Annotated in this window: 18 protein-coding genes; 4 read left to right on the top strand and 14 right to left on the bottom strand. The window is 58.4% G+C overall.

Features of this window, described 5'->3' with window-relative positions:
• From AYJ54_RS45445 to AYJ54_RS45430, 4 genes are all read right to left on the bottom strand, one after another.
• Window positions 1-225 (bottom strand): transposase zinc-binding domain-containing protein (locus AYJ54_RS45445; protein ID WP_201724109.1); only part of this gene is annotated, 225 nt, incomplete at its 3' end.
• A 9-nt stretch (window positions 226-234) separates the two neighbouring features.
• A complete protein-coding gene (locus AYJ54_RS45440; protein WP_063696166.1) occupies window positions 235-1,095 on the bottom strand; it encodes a tyrosine-type recombinase/integrase in 861 nt (286 codons plus the stop codon).
• 328 nt (window positions 1,096-1,423) lie between these two features.
• Window positions 1,424-2,344, bottom strand: coding sequence for a nucleotidyl transferase AbiEii/AbiGii toxin family protein (locus AYJ54_RS45435; RefSeq protein WP_063708989.1), 921 nt, complete (start codon window positions 2,342-2,344; stop codon window positions 1,424-1,426).
• A complete protein-coding gene (locus AYJ54_RS45430) occupies window positions 2,331-3,128 on the bottom strand; it encodes a type IV toxin-antitoxin system AbiEi family antitoxin domain-containing protein (protein WP_063708987.1) in 798 nt (265 codons plus the stop codon). The genes AYJ54_RS45435 and AYJ54_RS45430 overlap by 14 nt, the downstream gene beginning before the upstream one ends.
• A gap of 315 nt (window positions 3,129-3,443) precedes the next feature.
• On the opposite strand from AYJ54_RS45430, the gene AYJ54_RS45425 reads away from it, so the two are divergent.
• Window positions 3,444-4,751, top strand: a complete 1,308-nt coding sequence (locus tag AYJ54_RS45425) for a DUF2130 domain-containing protein (RefSeq protein WP_063680021.1) — start codon at window positions 3,444-3,446, stop codon at window positions 4,749-4,751.
• Window positions 4,752-5,380: 629 nt separating this feature from the next.
• Here the strand turns inward: AYJ54_RS45425 and AYJ54_RS45420 are convergent.
• Window positions 5,381-5,932: a phospholipase D-like domain-containing protein gene (locus AYJ54_RS45420; RefSeq protein WP_063708985.1), complete on the bottom strand. Its 552-nt coding sequence runs from the start codon at window positions 5,930-5,932 to the stop codon at window positions 5,381-5,383.
• A gap of 1,483 nt (window positions 5,933-7,415) precedes the next feature.
• Here AYJ54_RS45420 and AYJ54_RS48615 point away from each other — a divergent pair.
• Window positions 7,416-7,853, top strand: coding sequence for an outer membrane protein (locus AYJ54_RS48615; RefSeq protein ID WP_063680017.1), 438 nt, complete (start codon window positions 7,416-7,418; stop codon window positions 7,851-7,853).
• Between the two features lie 133 nt (window positions 7,854-7,986).
• Here AYJ54_RS48615 and AYJ54_RS45400 read toward each other — a convergent pair whose 3' ends face one another.
• The 5 genes from AYJ54_RS45400 to AYJ54_RS50990 all read right to left on the bottom strand — a co-directional run bounded on the left by AYJ54_RS45400 (window position 7,987) and on the right by AYJ54_RS50990 (window position 14,382).
• Window positions 7,987-8,844 (bottom strand): hypothetical protein, encoded by an 858-nt coding sequence (locus tag AYJ54_RS45400; RefSeq protein ID WP_063708982.1) that lies wholly within the window; start codon window positions 8,842-8,844, stop codon window positions 7,987-7,989.
• Window positions 8,845-9,086: 242 nt separating this feature from the next.
• A complete protein-coding gene (locus tag AYJ54_RS50390; RefSeq protein WP_136624382.1) occupies window positions 9,087-9,440 on the bottom strand; it encodes a hypothetical protein in 354 nt (117 codons plus the stop codon).
• A 272-nt stretch (window positions 9,441-9,712) separates the two neighbouring features.
• The gene (locus tag AYJ54_RS45395; protein WP_063708981.1) at window positions 9,713-10,657 is read right to left on the bottom strand and encodes a class I SAM-dependent methyltransferase; all 945 of its coding nucleotides are present in this window, start codon (window positions 10,655-10,657) and stop codon (window positions 9,713-9,715) included.
• Between the two features lie 8 nt (window positions 10,658-10,665).
• On the bottom strand, window positions 10,666-12,018 hold the full coding sequence (locus AYJ54_RS45390; RefSeq protein ID WP_063708980.1) for a coproporphyrinogen-III oxidase family protein: 1,353 nt from the start codon (window positions 12,016-12,018) through the stop codon (window positions 10,666-10,668).
• A 2,187-nt stretch (window positions 12,019-14,205) separates the two neighbouring features.
• Window positions 14,206-14,382, bottom strand: a complete 177-nt coding sequence (locus tag AYJ54_RS50990) for a hypothetical protein (protein WP_161491286.1) — start codon at window positions 14,380-14,382, stop codon at window positions 14,206-14,208.
• A gap of 897 nt (window positions 14,383-15,279) precedes the next feature.
• Between AYJ54_RS50990 and AYJ54_RS45385 the strand changes: the two genes are divergently transcribed.
• Together AYJ54_RS45385 and AYJ54_RS45380 are read left to right on the top strand one after the other, a co-directional pair.
• On the top strand, window positions 15,280-15,495 hold the full coding sequence (locus tag AYJ54_RS45385) for a hypothetical protein (RefSeq protein WP_063680014.1): 216 nt from the start codon (window positions 15,280-15,282) through the stop codon (window positions 15,493-15,495).
• A 57-nt stretch (window positions 15,496-15,552) separates the two neighbouring features.
• A complete protein-coding gene (locus tag AYJ54_RS45380) occupies window positions 15,553-15,753 on the top strand; it encodes a hypothetical protein (RefSeq protein WP_063680036.1) in 201 nt (66 codons plus the stop codon).
• A gap of 127 nt (window positions 15,754-15,880) precedes the next feature.
• On the opposite strand, the gene AYJ54_RS45375 is transcribed toward AYJ54_RS45380, so the two are convergent.
• From AYJ54_RS45375 to AYJ54_RS45360, 4 genes are all read right to left on the bottom strand, one after another.
• Window positions 15,881-16,726: a hypothetical protein gene (locus AYJ54_RS45375; protein ID WP_063708991.1), complete on the bottom strand. Its 846-nt coding sequence runs from the start codon at window positions 16,724-16,726 to the stop codon at window positions 15,881-15,883.
• A 312-nt stretch (window positions 16,727-17,038) separates the two neighbouring features.
• Window positions 17,039-17,392, bottom strand: a complete 354-nt coding sequence (locus tag AYJ54_RS45370) for a hypothetical protein (RefSeq protein ID WP_063680013.1) — start codon at window positions 17,390-17,392, stop codon at window positions 17,039-17,041.
• Between the two features lie 338 nt (window positions 17,393-17,730).
• Window positions 17,731-18,240: a hypothetical protein gene (locus AYJ54_RS45365; protein ID WP_136624381.1), complete on the bottom strand. Its 510-nt coding sequence runs from the start codon at window positions 18,238-18,240 to the stop codon at window positions 17,731-17,733.
• A gap of 133 nt (window positions 18,241-18,373) precedes the next feature.
• The coding region (locus AYJ54_RS45360; protein ID WP_210184089.1) for a hypothetical protein at window positions 18,374-18,949 on the bottom strand (576 nt) is incomplete at its 5' end.

Below are 18,949 nucleotides of genomic sequence, written 5' to 3'. Positions count from 1 at the left end.
CAGCTCCCCATTACCGGCTTTGCCCATAAGGCAGGAGTTGTAGGCGATGCGTGTGGCGCCGCAGTCATCGCACTGCTCGACGTGGCCGCCGAGCACCGCCGTCCGGCATGCCGTGATCGCGCCCATGACGCGCCGCTCGACGCGGCCCAGATGCTCGGCACGGGCTTGCCGAAACGCGTCGCCGTGGCGGCGGAAGATATCCGCCACTTCCAGAACCGGAGCCATCAGGACCGCTCAGCCGGGCGGCACGACCTCCAGGCGGAGCCGGTCAAGCGGACTTGGCGTATTGCTGATGGTCTTGGTGGCGACCTGGGTATAGCGCGCCGTGCTGGCCAGGCTGGCATGGCCGAGCAGCACCTGGATGATGCGCACGTCGGCCCCGTTCTCCAGGAGATGGGTCGCGAATGTGTGCCGCAACGTGTGCACTGTCACCGACTTGCTCAGGCCGGCCGCCGCACAGGCTGAACGGCAGGCGGCGTGCAGCACGTTGGGGACGAGCGGACGCTCGTCGTCGCGGCCAGGAAACAACCATCGCTTTGGCCGAGTGAGCCGCCAATATGTCCGCAGAATCCTCAAAAGTTGCGGCGAGAGCATAACGTAACGGTCCTTGCCGCCCTTGCCGTGCTCGACCCGGATCAACATCCGTTGGCTGTCGATGTCGACAACCTTCAAGAGGACCACTTCCGATACGCGCAGTCCGGCGGCATAGACCGTGGTCAGCGCGGTACGGCTCTTCAGGCTCGGGATCGCCTCCAGAAAGCTCACCACCTCGTCGGCGCTCAGCACGACCGGCAACTTGCGCGGTTGGCGCGCATAGGCGATGCGTTCCGGAACGGTGTCATGACCAAGCGTCACACCGTAGAAGAACCGCAGCGCGCAGACGATTTGGTTCAGCGCCGGCCAGGACATCCCCGTCGCCACCAGATGAACCTGGAAGGCACGGATATCCTCCAGGTCAAGGCGGTCGGGAGAGCGACCGAAATACCGGCTCAACTTCGCTACGGCGTTGAGGTAGGATTGCTGCGTCGCCGGTGACAGATTGCGGACCGTCATGTCCTCGATCATGCGGCGGCGAAGTGGGCTGATCTCAGCCATCGGAAAACCTCCTGTCTGAAGGGTTGGGCTTCGAAAACCCACAATCCTCTCAGACAGGAGGCAATCCTTGCTATGCCTCCCTACATGCCGCGACAGCGGCTTCGTTCAATCGCAACTACCGAATCGACCGTCCAATTAAATAAATGAATCAAGCAGGACCAACGATTCAGATATTTTATGCAGGTAACGAGACAGTCGAGGTCAGGCTCGCGATAGGCAACTGCGCTGAAGCCCGCAAGCTCCGGGCTCGCTGGGTGACGGCGCCCCCGGAGGTGTCGTCTGAACAAGTTGCCACGCGCGTGCTCGACGGAGATCCCCTTCTCCGACCTCAGGCATTGCGCAAGACTTGCTCGAGCTGCGCGACGAGCTTCGCCCGGTGCTCAGCAGGAAGCTTGTCCAGATTGATCTGTTTCCAGCGCACCGCCGGCAGCTCCGCCGCGCCAGGGACGTCCAGCAGGCTCCAATCCGGCTCGCCGCGCTTGAACCCTATGAGGAAATCCTTGTGAGCTTGCGGCATTTTTCCCGCAAGCTCGGCGATCAGCGTCTCCCGGGCTTCGAGTAACTCGTCCAGGGTTACTTCATCGGCGGTCATGCCCTCGAAGCCGTGCGTGAATTCGTGCTGGATGTCCTTGCGGCGAGGAACCACAACCTCGGAAATCGGTCTGTCATGGCTGATGAGGTAGACGATGAACGCCTTGCGGAGATTGTCCGTGATGCCTTCGTTGGCGAGCAGATCGCGGACATCGAAGAGGTCGCGCGGATGCTGCCGGTCGAGCGCCGCGACGAGCTTGCCGGCGTATAGATCGGCGAACGAAACGACTTTCATCTGTGCGAAGCCGAACGTTTCTTCGACGCTCGGCGACACGTCGCGCACCTCTGGCTCGAAGACGCTGCCCCTGATCACCGGCGTGACCTCGATCTTGATCTGCGCATCACCTTTCTGGATGGTCAGCTTGGTGACGATCTTTTCACGGGCGTTGACGACTTCCGTCACCCGCGCGCCCGGCAATCCTTTCCTGATGGCCGCCGCTATGCGCTTCATCGCCGCATCGATCGCGGCAAGAGATTCGGGGCGTGGAGCCACCGGCAGATATGTCAGGTCGATATCGACCGACAGGCGCGGCATGTCGCGGTGGAAGAGATTGATGGCGGTGCCGCCCTTAAGCGCAAAATCGGGCTCCGCCACGACGAACGGGACCGTCTCGATCAACAAGGCCACTTGATGCCGATATTTCTCAGACAGGGGCATTGAGGTCGTCTGGGATGGTTATGAGGTATTTGGTGTCGAGTTTGCCGCCCTTGACGAGCATGCGCTTTCCCGTGCCGAGATTGACTTTCGACTTGTCGATCTGTCTGAGCCAGGCGTGCTGATGTCGCTCCGAGAACCAGAAGAACAGTCGTTTGACCTTGACGCTTTTGCAGTCGGTCAGAAGCGTTTGCAGCCGCCGGGGACTCAGGCTCCTCAAGCCTTCCGCCAGTGCATCGACCTGATGGAAGCTTTCGTGGCGGGGCAATTCGTCGAGCAGTTCGAGGAACGCACGCTCGGGCGTCGATACCGTGAGAGGCCAGTCGAATGGTCCCGGTATTTCCCGCGTCGTTCCCGACTTTAATCCGGGCGGGCTCCCGTGCGTTTTGAATAGACTTTGCGTGCGGTGAACGCGGAATTTCTGTTTGAGCGGGAGTTTGCCGAGCCAGCCGGGAGCAGGCCGCGTTCCGTATAGATGTACGGTCGAAGGACCCGTCTGGCTCAGGTAGTGGCCGAGGCCTTGCGTTTCGATAGCGGTACGTCCGCCGACGACGAAATCGGAGCCGAGCAGTCGCTGGAGCGAAACGACCACACTCAGCCAGGAGAGTTCGCCGAGCGGGCGCTTGAAGGTCCCCCGCGCCGGCTGAACGAGCCAGCCAGCCGATACGTATTGGCTGCGCAGGCTGGTGGAATATCCATGCCGTTCCATCCAGGCAGCATCGACCAGAAGTCCCTGCGGGAGGGTCCTTTCGAGCTTGTTTAGCTTTCTGTCGTTTTGCTCAGTCATACTAAGTAAATTAGCAGTTTTTCAAACCAGACTCAAGGTTTAAAATATATCCACTTTCCGCAGCGAGACTAAGTAAAATCATCATAACACAAACTCACCTCGGGATCCAAAATTGACATTTTGTTCCTATTTTGTTCTATTCTAGACTACCCTCCTGCGAGGCTGCTCGCGCAAGCGTTCGGGTAGATCGACGTGTCGGTGGAAAACCCGCCGGCCAAGTCGAAATCGACGACGCGTATGTGGACATTAAGCCGAGCGACATCGCAATCGCGCACAGATCATGTTGAATCCGGTTGCAACGATGATGGGGAGTTCATGAGTTTCAAAGCAACCGGCGCTTCGCACGAGGCGACCCTGCATTGCCCCAACTGCAATCACGAGATCCGGCTGACGGAGTCGTTGGCCGCTCCCCTCCTTGCTGAAACCCGTCAGCGCTTTCAACAGCAGCTGGCCAGCAAAGATGCAGAGATGGAGCGTAAGACCGAGGCACTGCGGCTGGAACGCGAGCAGGTCGCGAAGGACCGCGAGCAAATCGAGGACCACGTTGCGAAGCGATTGACCGCCGAACGTACCCAGCTGGTCGCGGCCGAAAGCAAGAAGGCGCGAGAGGCGGCCGCAGCCGAGCTGCAGGCGAAGGAAGCGGAAGCCGCGGAGCTGCGAGCCAACCTGCTTACCAACAACGCAAAGCTTGCCGAGGCTCAAAAGCAGCAAGCCGAACTGATGCGACAGCAGCGCGCACTCGAAGAGGAAAAGCGCGAACTCGACCTGACAATAGAGAAGCGCGTGCAGGCCTCAATCAGCGAAATCCAGATCAAGGCCAGGCAGGAAGCCGACGAGGCTGCGCGCTTACGCGTTGCCGAGAAGGACCAGACCATCGAGTCGATGTCTCGAACGATCGAGGAGCTCAAGCGCAAGGCCGAGCAGGGATCACAGCAATCCCAAGGGGAAGTACTCGAGCTCGAGCTCGAAGAGCTTCTGCGCGGACGTTTTCCGACCGATTCGATAGAGCCGGTTGGAAAAGGTGAGCTCGGGGCGGACGTTATTCAACAGGTGAATGGTGCTATTGGCCAATCTGCCGGCATCATCCTTTGGGAAACCAAGCGCACCAAGGCATGGAGTGACGGGTGGCTCGCTAAATTGCGTGATGACCAGCGTCGTTCCGGCGCCGATATCGCTCTGATCATCTCCCATGCGCTGCCGAAGCATATCGAGCAATTTGACTTGGTCGATGGGGTATGGGTGGCTCATCCGCGTTGCGCATTGCCGGTCGCCGTGGCGCTCCGCCAGGGTCTGATCGATGTGAGCAGCTCGCGCCTCGTTCAGCAGGGTCAGCAGACCAAGATGGAGCAGGTTTATCACTACCTGACCGGCACAAAGTTCCGCCAGCGCGTCGAAGCGGTGGTCGAGAAGTTCAACGACATGCGTGAGGACCTCGACAAGGAGCGCAAGTTCATGGGCCGTCAGTGGGCCAAGCGGGAGACGCAGATCCTGGCCGTCGTGGAGTCGACGGTCGGCATGGTCGGCGACCTGCAGGCGATCGCCGGCAAGGCCATGCCGGAGATACCGAGCCTCGAATTGCCCCTACTTGAATCCTCGGCCGAGTCCGAACGGAGAGCGAGCTAGTTGGTCGCCCCGATTGAGAATTAAGTCGCTTCCCTCCCCTTTGGCAGCAGAGGGGAACGCGACGATGGCGTCGCCGCGATCCTGAGATGGCCCGACCGCCAGCGCACAAGCGGCATGGATGATGTCGATGATCGCGCGGACCCGGGCACTAACCACGTCACCGAAGCGACGGAGAAGCAAACGCGTACTTGCTCACGATCTGCTGCGTCGCCAATTTCGGTCACATCGCCGACGAGATGGCAGCCGGCACGGTATGGCTGAACAGAGAACGGTTTGCAGGCCCACCACGAACGAGGAGCCGGCGGCCCCGCTCGATTTGCCGGCGGCAAAGGTCGTCCTAGCTCCTTTGTCGACATCGCGTAACGAGAAACAACGAAGAGTAGGCGGAGCGCTTCAGTGCCTGCTCGCCAGTCTCGGAGGGGCCGGCCCGGAGTTGCCCGGAAGGCCAGTGCGACAGCTATTTGTTCAATTGCATCTGGAATGACATGATGAGCTGATCGGCGACGCGCGGCGCATTGATGAAAAGTCCCAACTCCCGTAGCGGCGTGTTGTCGGATGGATCCGTTGAACCAATTCTGGCTGGTGATTGCCAGCGCGTCGTCGTCCCAAGCAAGCAGCTTGGCGTGGAGTCACGGAATGTACACGGGACGCAACTTCACGCCGCTGGGCCCTAGGTCCATCGTCGGTTCTCCTGCCGCCTTGGCCGACAACGTTTCGGTGCCTTTTCCGAAGTACAGATGGGCAGAGACACCGTTGGCACGCGCCGCGGCCAACGCCGGCAAGATGATCATCGGCCACCCCGCAACGCCTATCCGGTGGCTCGTGACGAACAGCCTCCGCGTCGCTTTGACGCTGGCCTCGAGGGCGCGCGCGGCGTGGTCGGACGCCAGCAGAATTCTCATCGGCACCCGGCGTTCGGACGTTCGCGGCATCATCTCGATCCGCCGACCCAGGATGGTAATGTCCGTGGCGAGCTCGTTCCAGATCGTTTCCCGCCCCATCGACATGGTCGCCAGGTGGCGGACGATCCTGCCGCAGAATGCCGGATCTCTGACCTTTACCGAAACTTCGAAGCTTTCGAACGGGGACCCGAGCCAGTTGCAGGAGCCAATGGCCGCGAACCATCCGCCCCGTCCGTCGTCGCTCACCACGATCTTGGAATGCGATTCGGTGCTGAACATATGGACGACGATCGAGTCCGATCTGCTTTGTCGCCGATTGCCGCTTTGAGCTTTTCGGCGTGCGCGCGTGACGTCGCCTGCTTCTTCCGATCTTCGTCGAGCTCCCAGAATATGTCGATCCGCGCTCCATTTCCAGCGGCGTAAAAGAAGTCGGACAAGAAGTCGGCGGCGTGTTCGTTCAGGAATGTCGAATGGATGATCACCCCGTTCCCGTGCGTTCCTGATGGTTTTCGACAGGAAATCGCGGTGCGCGACGCCATCGACGATCAGATCCGTCTACCTAAAAACGCCCTCGGTGGGCCCGGCAGCGCTCTCGACCGCGGCGGATGCGGCACTCGCGGGCAGCCGGACACCGCCCGCGCTGCCGTCTCGCGAAGCCTCTCGTATGCGGTCTAGGAGAACTTGGGGTGCCCGAGATGGCAGACCGTCGATCTTTTGTGCATCCCTTACGCTGAAGACTCCCCGCACCTCGTCCATCAGATGATCAGGCGCGACGGTCTTCTTTGGAGCGAGCTCGTGGATTGGTGCCGTAGCGTTAGTCGAGGCGAGCCCCTCGACGATCCCGCACGAGAGCTGGGGCGACGATTGCGGATTTCGTTGGCTTCGGATGCCGAACGTGCGCTGTTCGATGATTACCTCAGACTGTATCGCACCAAGCTTGGCGAGGCTTCGCCGGCGTGATTCCGCAGGTTTGTCTTCATATGACCCGGCTACCGTTAAATTACTGCGACACCGCACGGGCCTCCGCAGGCAGCGTATGGACTTCCTCCTCTTGCTGCCGAATAGCCGACGCGTGGTGCTCGAAGTCGATGGAGCACACCACTTTATCAACGAGCTCGATCCGGCTAATCGGCTCCCGGGTCTGCGGTTTACGTCTGCGGGTAGATTTGGAGAGAACCAGCCATTGTAACCATTCGAACCGGCTGGTGTTCGCATGAGCAAGCCAGCCAGCTCCTGTGAGAAAGTGGGCTTGCGGGACTCGCATCGATTAAAGGCAGCGAGTTCGTGTCGCGCGATCCGGTCCTGAGGACATAGCAACGCGGTGTCGCCGGACTGCTTCAGGCCCGGCAAACCAACCGAAACCTGCAGTCTCTAGACTTAAGTGTATGAAACGGCTCTGCAGCGCGGGCGGCTCGGCAATGAGGGTGCTGCTCACCCCCCATGCGGCGAGGTATGAGCCAAATGACTTCGCCGGTTGGATTGTTTCTGGTCCAGTGCGTCACCTCTGCTGTCCATCGCACCGTGTAGCGCTGCCCTGCGATCAAAACGCTTGTTTCTTCGCGGTATCTGTTAGGCAAGAGCCCGTCGCGGGCCAACGCTCCGATCAAGCCATCTGGAGCCTGTTGCCGACGATGGATGAAGTCCTCGCCGACAACTTGCCCGTAGTCCTGTCCATCGGCGTTTGTGCTGCTGCCCGGTCCGGATCGAGCGTAGTTTTGAAAATGCAGGATGTCATAATCAAAATACATATGGGAATCGTCCGGTGGCCGTGGCGCCGAGGGAACTGGGGGCCGATTTCAAGGGCTCCAACGGCAACCTCGCCTTCGCAGGCGTCCAGGATGAATCCAAGATTGATGCATTCGGCCTGCTCACGGGCCAGGTCGGCTATGCCTGGAATAACGTGCTGCTCCATGTGAAAGGTGGCGCTGCGGTCGTCCGCGACAAATTCCGGATCTTCGACTTTGCGACCGGGCTGTCAATCGACAACGGCAGCGAAACTCGTTGGGGCGGTACGGTAGGGCGGGCCTTGAATTTGGCTTCGCCTCTAATTGCTCCGTCGGCATTGAGTATGACCACTTGTTCATGGGCCGTCGGAACGTGGACTTCTTGTTTTCAGCCGGAATCGGAGGTGTTCCGGCGGGTGCTCGTGCAGGGACCGCCCGAATCGGTCAGGACGTCGACATCGGTTTGGTCCGTGTGAACCACCGCTGGGGTGACGCGGCCGCGAAATATTGATCTCGCCAGTAGGGACGGATTCCATCGCGCGGAAGCGGGAATGGAAGGTGGAAGTGTCGTGCAAGCAATCAAACGACTGTCCGCTAACGACAAGATAACTATCGGTAAACCCGTCTATCGCGTGATCGGGGCAAGATGAAGTTCTCGATCGCCGCGACGGCGTTGCATGCGATAGCTCGACCTCGCTCATCCATGCCGGTCCAGCAGGACTGGCGTTTGCGCGGATCTATCTCCAGAAGTTTGACGCCCTCCGGGACGCGGGCGCCGTCTCGCGCAATACCACGGAGAACTCCTCCGATGGGGGCCAGCACCGGTGTGCCGCTGAGACGGCCGAGCTGCATGTTTTTGGATACGGGCGTGCCGATATCGACCACTGTTCGCCAGATGCCGTGGCGGTGCGAGTATACGAAGCGCTCGCGGCCTGCCTCGCCGAGCTCCCGGGATCGGCCGTCCGCCGCCTTCGTGGCTCCTCGGGAGAGAATCGCACCGGTCTGGGCCGGATGGGTTTCGATGGCGGTGTGGCAGTTGCCGCCCACCTCGAAGCCGGGCCCGATGCCGACCGTAACCCGCGCAAAGCCGGAGAGGTCGGGAGGTGCCCGATGCTTTTGCATGCGCGCATCGACGATCACGGATAGTGGACGTAAGACGATGATGTCGGAGAGGTGCATTTCCGTCACTGCGACGCTGTTCGGATCGGTGTGAATTCGCACGATTTCCAAGAGGGTGTCGGCCCGTTTACCGACGACGCCTTCAACCTGGCTTAGCTCGCCGAACAGCGCGTCGTGAAACGACATGCGGCGGCGGATCACCGGCGGAAATGGGGCGTGGCTCATTACGACCGCAAAGGTCGCCTCGGTGAGCTTTGTTGCGATTGCGGATGCGATTTCATTCGTGCCAAGTACCAGTGCCAGACGTCTTGGCGCGCATGAATCCTGGGTCTTGGCGGCGTCTTTCATGGGCGAGCCTCGCATTACGGTTGGATCCCTAGCAAGGCACGCGCCAATCATGAATGCGTTCGACTGTCCAAACAAGGATGGTTCGTCCCGCAGCGGACGATCCAGCTGCGCCGAACCGCCGTTCGACATTGTCGTGCATGCAACAAAAGAGGTCCGGCTTCTGTCAAGCCGATGCGGCCACCGGATCGAGGCACCTGACGCGACCAAGAGAAACAGTGTAGAGCCCCCGCTGTGATTCGTGATCAGCCGCTGTATGCGAAGTACGTGTCTTCCTTGTCGTCGAAGATGTGGGCTTCATTGCCCGTGACCTTCACCAAAAAGTGGGATGAGGTATCGTGATCGAAGCCGCCGAAGATTCCGAAGCCTTTCGGTTGGAGCATCAAATGCGACCGTTCACCGTGGTGGTACAGGTGCGGTAAGGCGCCGGTGACGTAGCAATGCCTGCCATGGTCATATCCGCTAACAATGCGCCCTCGCACGGACACGCTAATCCTGCATGACGCGGAGGTTTCGTATTCTCGCACGCGAGCGACACGACGTCCGAGAGTGTGAGCCAACGCAATCGCTGCCGCGGCCGCCCGAACGTGCGCCTTCATATATCCTCCTACCGATTGCCTCAGGGGGGCTGCCCGATGCCGCGATATAAGGGCCAAGACTGCGCCTACGTCGCGGGATACGGCTATGCTGCCTCCAACGAAGCAAGCTACGCGACGGGCACCATGGCGGCAGGCTGTAAACTGCCTGCCATGAGGCATTCCCAGATCTGCAAGGCCCGGCGCGCTGTGCAGTGCGGGATAGGCCTGGATGAAGGCAAGCGACCCGAGACGTTTTTCGGTGGCCAAGGCACCAATGAGAAGCCGTTCGAGCGTCACTCATCTCGAATGGTCAAGCGCTTCGGGGGCGTGAAGTACTGATATTTTCCGGTAAGCTTTCCATTGACAAACTGAAGGCCGTGATCGCCATAGATCATGTCCTCGCGTACGTAGCCGTCCGCTATGGCCTCTTGATTGTTGCCGCCAACCGTTCTCCGGGAAGTCGTCACGCCATGGCTGGCCGGCGGCGAGCCGAGCATTTCAATTATGGCTTCGCGCGGTGTGCCCAGTTTCAAGGTACTAAACTGTTTGGCAGGTATCATCCCGGCTGCCTTGATGGGCTCAGCCCTCAACCGCGGGAGATCTTCGGATCCAATTGGCCTACGGACCACGACTTTCTCGATGCAGTGCGAATGGATCGGAATGCCAGGATGGGAGTCCCATTTGATGTAATGATCGGAGCGCAAGATCTCCCAGCCGGCTTGTGTATAGATCGCCTCCAGCTCTCCACGTGCGAACGACTTCTTGTGACCAGATGCCAGCCCCTCCTTGGGAATAGGGTGGTCTGGTCGTTCGAGCGTGTTGGTGAAGCAATGAAATCCTCCAGGTCGCGTCCGATCGATCAAGGCCGTGACGAGCGGCTTCCAGACGCTTCGTTCGGTGAAATGCAGAACCGAATGGGCTATAAAGACGTCGTGGTAAGTAGGCGGCTGGAAATCTTCAACACGAACCACGCCGCTCGTTATCTTCACGCCAAGATCGCCTGCGAGCCGGTTCAGCTTGGAGATAGCGGCTTCAGAGATGTCGGTCGCGATCACTCGATGATCAAAATGGGCCAAATAGAGGGCATTGCGCCCTTCGCCGCAACCCAGCTCGACAACGACGCTTTTCGCGCGGAGGGCTGGTGCGATTTCGAAGATTTCGGGACTGGGACCACCCATACACGAAACCTCCGGGTTGGCGTAGCCCGCATCCCACCAAAGGCGCGGCATCTCTTGCATACTGAACCTCACGCTGCCTGATATTGCTCTTCGAGGGCCACCATCGTGCGCGAGTAAAACATTCGCGCCATAATGCTCGAATATTTGAATCCCGCGTGAGTTAGTTGATAAGTATCGCCGTCGGCGAAGTCGACGAGTTGCAGAGCCTCGAGCGCCTCGAGTTCTTTGCCGAAATCGACCGTCAATGCGCGTCCGAATACTGCAGCGTAGCGTCTTCTGCTGAGAGCTGACAATGTGAGTCCAAGCAGGACGTAACGACGCGCAAGATCTTCCTGTGTCAGTTTGATTCCGTGCGATGCGATCGCATTAGGATCGAAGGAGCGAGCTAAGAAGGCGCTGATGATCGGCGAAGCCGCGCTCCAGTCGACAGCATAATCGGTGCTGTAGTGATATCGGCCGAAATAGTTTCTGGCGCCAGCTCCCAATCCTAGCAGGGGCGTTCCCTCGAAATCCGATGCCTCCTGCCGGTAAGCGTGTCCGCCCGCGATCTTGGTGAAGCGGGTGAAGGATTCCTGGCGATAATTGTTGGCTACCATCACGGCAACGTTCTGGTCGTAGACCTCATACTTTTCCGCTTCAGAAAAGAATAATTCGGGATTGTGGGCCTTCGAGGTAATGATGTTTGTCATCGGACGAACAACAACGGGGTAAAGAGAGATCGTCTGCGGCTCATAGTCGAGCACGCGGCCAAGCGAAAAGATCCAGGAGTCACGGGTTTGACCACGCAGGCCGTAGATCAGATCGAGATTGACGTGGGAAAAGCGCTTGATGAGGGCTTCGATTGCTGCTTCTGCCGTCTCGACCGAATATGGCCTACCAGAGTGCGCAAGCTCGCCGGGTACCATGCTTTGGATGCCCATGCTCATTCGGTTGACACCAAGTGCCTTCAAGCAATCCAGAAGATTGTTGTCGAAAGTGTCCGGCGCGCTCTCGACCGTAATCTCACATTGCCGGCTTCGTGTTGGAAATGCAGCGTCGAGGGCGGCGAAGAGCTCGCCGAATTGATGCCGAGTTAGCAGGGTTGGCGTACCGCCGCCGAAATAGATACTTACAACCTCTCGATCTCCGAAGTATTCTCCATATCGCGCGACGTGCTCTACCAATCGAGCAACATAGGAGTCCCGCGTCGCCGGTTTAAAGCGCGTTGTAAGAAAGAGCGTGCAGTAGGCGCAGCGATAGCGGCAGAACGGGATATGGATATAGATGTTGATTTGCTTGGAACGGCCAGCCTGCTCAACGACATCAATTATGCGCAGTGGCTGCGGAAAAGCTCGATACGCTCGCTTGGAAGGATAGCCATAGACGTAAGTTGGCAGCTCTTTATTCGCTATATTTGTCCGAAGAAATTCCAGGCAATCCATGACCTAATCCGTTGATTGCCAAAGCTGGCGAATGTCCGAACGCCGTCTTTTAGAACGCCACAAGTTCATCCCTTATGATGATCAGCAGTTTCCAAGGAAGCTGCCAATCCGTTCAGTATGGCGTTTCAGCCGCTTGTGTTCTTAGATCTAACCGTGTGGCTTATGTGTAAGAGCCCAAACAGCCGCAGTTAAAGCTACCGCGGCTGCGACGCCCACGATTCCGCGAGTTATCCCTATAAGCAGCCAAGACCACCCTCCCGAAGCCTGCAAATGCTTCTTTGGCAGTTAGCTCGGTCACGCCGTAGACGGACATATCGGTCTTCATTATTGCCTCCTTCGCACATGAGAAGATCAGTCTGTGATGCCGGGCGGCGCCGGCCGTCGCAACGAGGGAAACTCAAGAGTCATGCCAACGCGCAGGAAGAGCCCTGAAATGCCGTCCTGCATTTGATTCAACAACTTAAATGTGAGGGCAGCAGCACATCGGCCGAATACCGTGTGTGGCGGACACGACAAACCCGACAACAGCGGGCGACACAACTTATGTCGGGAAAGCGTCAACGAGTAGGTGGTGCGCGACCTAGAGGGCCATTGATGTCAGGGGTGAGTCCACGAGACAAGCACTGCCAAATGCGCTCCGTCGCAGGGGCTGCCGGCGCGGACCGGTAGACTCCCGCTCTCACAGACTGGCCCAGCCGTACCTATCCCGTCGAGACACAACTGCATTCGCCCCGCGGCCTTGAACTCAAGCCCTTTGGGCGTGGCGAGCGGCGGCCGTCGTCGAGCCGTGGTAACAGGACGATCTACACGCAGGACGCTGGTCCGTCATCGCGCTAATTGAGCTCTAACGTGTTGGCGGAAGGGGACGCCGAGGACGGCTTCTTTGCTTAGCCTGGACCTTTCGAGCAGAAGGTCGGGAGTGATACGGCGCGCTCTGCAGCAAGACAAAAAGTGCTCTGTTGGCATCATAGCTGGCGGCGGAGCGGGTGCCTCTTGAGCCTGTCATCATGAGCGCGCCGTCTCTCGTGCAGACCCACCATATCCAACTCCGTCGACGCTGCTGCAAGACAACATCGAAGGTTGGAAAACGATCAGACATGGCTAGGGCAACGCGCTATTTCACACGATTGTACTCCGTTCTTCAGAACCACAGAGCGCAATTCAAGCGAACCCTCTCTGCAGACGATCTCTGAGCGCGTAAGTCGGTTCGCCAAACTCCGTCGATGCATAAACGGCGAACTCACAAAACGATTCATTGCATAATTCCAGTGTGCAGCGACGCACCGCACAGCTGTTTATACGCTCTGTGCGTCAATAGCCGGATGGACTTGAGGTCGTCTGCTGACAGTTTAGCCGCAGAAAACTGCTGTTCTCCAGCCGCTCTAATGGGATCGTTATGAAAGAAGGTAGACTGCACCCATTTCAACCATCAGGTCAAGCCGAACACTACTTCTCTGTCCAGCTCCACTACACGCCAAGACCATTCACTGTGATCCGGGCATGCCGCACCATCTCCGTAGAATTGAAGAACGACCGCCAGCCACAAACTTTAATAGATTGGCGCTCGCGCATGTGCCGCTGGCCTCCATTCCGGCTGTGAGGCAGTTGTGGACGGCTCAGTCATTCAATTAGAACGGTTCCATTAACGCAAATCAGAAATACGGGCAATGCTGTCCGCAATGGCAACTCATAAGCTCCCACCCTTCGACAGTAGTTCCCGATTACGTTATGGCAGATTGCGACCGCCAATCAGACGGGCCGCATAGTGGAATCCATCGAAAACTAGATTCCAGCGCTGAATTTGCGCGTCGAAGGTGGCTTCATTGCATTAATTAATTCCGAGACGTCGTTACTACTATTTCACTTGCGTGGTGATCCGTATGGAAACTTCTGGCAAACGCGCGCGATCTGGGCGCTGGACTCTGCGATAGCGGTTCACATGTTGGTTGCGTGCAGTGTCGGATCTTCGGGGACGGCCTCGATCAGCGACGATGCCTGCAAGGTGAATCCGTACGACGGGCGCAAGATGACGGGGCCGGGCCGACGTGCCTTCTGACCGAGGTAGGGTTCGTCGCCACGTGGTAGGCATCGACGCGGCGCTGGCTTCCGTCGCGCGACGGCGTAGAGCCGCGTCGCGCGCGAAAGACGATCAGGACGTATCGAAGCTTATCGGCATCAGAGGCATGCTCAGCTCCCGCTCATCTTGTAAGCAATAAAGCAAAGCAGGGCGATCGACGCTGCCCATAGCGCGAGATGCTTCCACCAGGGCAACTCGCGCCCGGAAGTATCGCGTGCGATCACGGCAGCCAGGCCGCCCAAGGACACCCCGGCCATGACCATTGAGAATAAATCAAAGCCTTCCATCGGCGCGCCTAGCAACGGTGCATGAAACTCTTGCCATCGTGCTTCCTGGGGTCCTTTGCGTGTTATGGGGGAGCGTGTTGAAGGGTTCTACGTTGAGATCTGGAGTCTCACCGCGAGGCGTCATAGCCGGTTGCGCCTGTCGAACACAAACTCATCCTCTGCTCGCTACACTGAAACATCGGAGCTCAAGGTGACCGTTACCAGCGCAGGTAGGACATGACGGATACAAAGAGGTGATCGCTGCGAGCGCGCACAACAAAGGACTGTCAAAAGTCCAGGCCAGAAGACTGGAAAAGGCCTGCTCAACTCTGTCCAGCATGAAAGGATTCCAGGATAGCACGCCAAAGGCTGGCGCAAACGTGAACGGAGACTCAAGACCGGCAGCTCTGTCACGAAAGAAGGCGATACAGCGAGCTGGATCAAGAGTCGCCTCCAGTTTGTTTAGCTTGATACAATTCCTACAACTTGACGCTACGGGCGATTCAATCCCCTTGAACAGAATTCTAGGCAATTCCCCACTCTGGGGCGGCACATGGCTTGCTTGGTTTAAGGCAGCATCACCGCCACCCAGCCTGGTGATGTAGGGGCGGCTTGGCGCCTAGCGGGTCTTGAGGCGTCGGTCTCCAAGCGTCGATCCGCCCCGCTGTCTTCTCTGCGGCAGCGGGCAGGGGACGATATGAATTGTACATAAGAGCGAGCCACCATGTTGGTGAAATCCATCGCAATACGGCGCTCGGTCGCCGGACTTCGACGTCAATGCGGAAAAGATTGCGTTAATTCATACGCGCTGATCACTATTATGCAGTTTGGAGCTGAGCTGCTTCACGAGCGGGCCGGGAGGCAAGAGCGAAGCAGGCGAATTGATCTCGCTCAGCGGAATGGCAAAGGGAGCGAGATATGCCTCGCCATTTGTACCGCCTCTGCAAGGGCGCCTATGTTGAGGCGTTATTTCGGCGTAACGAGCAGGACAAGGTCCAAATGATCTGGCTCCAGTACAACCTGATGCGGCTCGGAAGCGAAATCGTCCGGTCCGAGCACGGCTCCAGCGTGATTGACCAGCCGGTACGGCATGCGCGCGCCGAGCAACAGGCTGTCTCAGAGTTTCGCGCTTGAACTCAGGAACTCGCGATCCCTATGATCTTCCTTTTCGAGGAGTGGGGAGATCTCAAAATGCTGGGTGCCGATACCGCCGAACTGTTACGCGCGGTCCTCGATGAGGTCTGCGCGAGCATTTCCCCGTGCGAGACTGGCATCCGGGCGCATGTTGCCTCCAAGATTCTGGAGGCTGCGATAGGAGGTGAAAAGACGCCCGAGCGCCTCAAACAGATCGGCCGTAAGGCGCTTTGCGAAGCGCCGACGATGTGGCGATAGGATCAGGCAATATGATGTTCTCATTCAGGTGAGCTTCCAGCTTGCTGTCCAAAAAAGCCTGCGGAATGTAAATAGACTTCAGCGGCCAGGCGCGACAATAGCCATGAGAAGCCATTTGTCTCGAAAGTCACCGGTGAAAAAGAGGACGATCACGCGATTGGGGAGAAATGAACTTTTCTACCGCAGCGACGACATTGCATCCTATGACTCGCCCCCGTTCATCCATGCCGGTCCAGCAGGCCTGGCGTCCGCGCGGATCGACCTCAAGCAATTTCACGCCCGTCGGTACCTGCGAGCCGTCGCGTACAATGCCGCGGAGCACTCCCGTGATGGGCGCTCGTATGGCTTTTTGGCCGAGGCAACCCAGTTGCAAGCCTTTGGATATGTCCGCGCCGATATCGACTGAAGTGCGCCAAATGCCCTCGCGCTCCGAATAAACGAAACGCTCGCGCCCCGCGCCGCCGATCGCGCGGGCCCGGCCATCTGCCGCCTTGGTGGCCCCTCGCAAGGCAATTGCACCGGTCTGGGCGGGATGCGTCTCGATGGCGGTGTCGCAGTTGACGCCCACCTCGAATCCCGGCCCGATTCCGACCGTAACCCGCGCGAAGCTGCGAAGATCTAGAGGTGTCCGATGCTTCTGCATGCGTGCATCAACGATCACGGAGAGCGAGCGCAGAGCGAGAATGTCGGGCAGGTGCATTGTGGTCACCGCCACGTTGCTTGGGTCGGCGTGAATTCGAGCAATCTCCGCCAATGTATCGGCCCGCTTGCCAACGGCGCCCCCGACTTCGCGCCGTTCACCGAACAGTGCGTCGTGAAATGACATGCCGCGGCGGATCACCGGCGGGAAGACATCGTGTCTCATGACCACCGCAAACATCGCCTCAGTGAGTTTTGCGGCGATGGCTGAAGCGATTTCGTTCGTGCCAAGCAGCAGCGTGAGGGGTCGTGATGCGCGCGGAGTCCGGATCATGAAGGCGAGGCAATGGGGGCGGTTCGCGTTACTGGGCGACCGAGCAAACCTCGCGCCAATCGCGAAACAGGCCTTAAAGGGCAGAAAGACGGGTCGCATTGCCGCCGACGGCGCTGTGATTCGCTACAACATGTCATAGGCTATTGTCGACAATACAACGAACACGGGGCGGACCGACCTCAAACTGCTGTTGCCTCACGGCACTCGAGTAACCAGCCACCATCCATACATGAACGAGCAAGCGCAGGGTCCCAGGAGCCATGCGGCGAAACGCCGTCGCGCACCACCAAGCAGCTTGCGCGTCCGGTTTGGTCAGGCGCTGTATGCGAAGTACAGATCTTCTTTGTAGTCGAAGAGGTGAGCCTCGCCGTCCGTCACTTTCACAGAGAAGCAGGTAGCCGTATCGTGATCGAAGCCGCTGTAGGCTCCCGATCCGGTCGGTTTGAGCATCAAATGTGAACGCTCGCCGTGGTGGTACACGTTCGGTAGCGCGCCAGTGACGTAACAATGATTGATGTAGTCGTATCCGCTAACTATGCCGTCCCGTACGGAGATGCTGATCCTGCAAGGCGCGGAGGTTTCGAAATCGTGCACTCGAACGACGAGCCGTCCGAGACTGTGGGCCAACGCAACCGCAGCCGCGGCTGTCCGAATGTGCAGTTTCATATCTCCGTCCTATTGATAGGCGTCATAAAGCAAGGCGGGGCGGCCCGACGCGTGGGTGGAACGCGCCGAGGCCACCCCTGCATCACCGGGGCGGTTTGGTGATGCTGCCTCGAACGAAGCAAGCAGCATGCCTATTCAGGGACAGCAGCATAGAGGAACCATTCTTGTGGGTCCTGCACCGCGGCCCCCCAAGCGCGTCGCCACGCATGACGCGCAGGATAGTTCTGCCCCGCCCGGATTTTGCCAAACGCGCAGGTACTGCGGCCTCATAAGTTCACGCAGCTCGTCGAAGATGCCGAGCTTCTCAAAGTCTGCCGGTGTGGCGTAGGTCGAGACATTCATTTTGAAGTACACCCCGTTGTTAGGTCGGACGTTCGCAGGTGCAACTCTTCCGCCACGGGGTACTCCAGGACCGAAGGATTATAAGCTGTGCCAGTATACGGATCATAATCCGACTTGCCGTTCCTCGAGCCTACGTTCGTGGTACGACCCAGGTTAGAATTGTGCAACACGACAAAGTCCCCCGACTTGTTGGATCGGAGGCCGATCTCCGAGCATTCGATTTGGTCATCCGAAGCGGTCTGCATAGCAGCCCGGGAGTTCTGAGGAACATCCTTAGCGTGGTTGATCTCTCTGTTCCTGCCAACAGACATGCCGTACAAGCCACGATGCGCGCACACTAAGGTAAAGTCCTTGCGTGAGTTCTTCAGCACGTCCCCGATTTTGTCCGTATTGTATTCGCTCGCTTGCGTCGTCGCCATCATCAAGGTTAAGGCCAGGGTGGCCTTGACCAGTGCCTCGGTCGACGCGGAGGTCGAATGTTTCATATGAATTGTCTTTTCTCGCATGGAGATCTCGTGTCCGACAGCGGAAAGTTCCGAGAAGCCGCGCCACGCCCGCGCGCACAACGGAGCAAATGCTTGGCCAAGCGTAGCCACGTAAAGTCTGCGATTCGGTCCTACTCAAAATGCGTTGTTTTATTCAGCTTCGAAAATAGCATTGAAGAAAATCGGCCCAGCGCTCGCGCGCAACAAAGTCGATGACGTGATCCTTGTTCTCCTTCACATAGCCCTGCTTGTAGAAATCATCGTCGATGTCGTACCTGCTCGCAGGAAAGTAAATGGCAATTCCTCTTGAGCCGGTATTCCACGCACTGAAAGCTGAAGCATAGTTGGTCAGAACAGTCCTCTTCGTGGCATCAAGCGCAAACTGCGCGTAACTGCGCGTGTTGGGATTTGACGTTGCGGCAATATAGTTTTCGAGGAAGGCCACCAGATCGATCGAAGTGAAGATTCCGGCGCCGTAAGGAATAAGCTTCGACCTGGCTATCTCGATTCTTATTCGTTCTGCCTCCAGCACTTTGCCGATTTCGTCCGCCAATGCGCTAATGGCGGCCGCTGCGGCGTCAATCGTGGTCAAGTCTATGACCGAGAGCGTCGTCATGTGGAAGTCGCCATAGCGGTCCTTGTATGACGCGACAATTTGAGGTTCTTCCGCATATTTGATGCAAGTTGGCGGATTCACGGAAGGCGCGAATAAGGCCATAAGGTCAGAATC

Origin of the sequence: Bradyrhizobium centrolobii (genome assembly GCF_001641635.1) — a bacterium.
GTDB lineage: Bacteria > Pseudomonadota > Alphaproteobacteria > Rhizobiales > Xanthobacteraceae > Bradyrhizobium > Bradyrhizobium centrolobii.
This window is presented reverse-complemented; position numbering and strand designations above follow the sequence as displayed.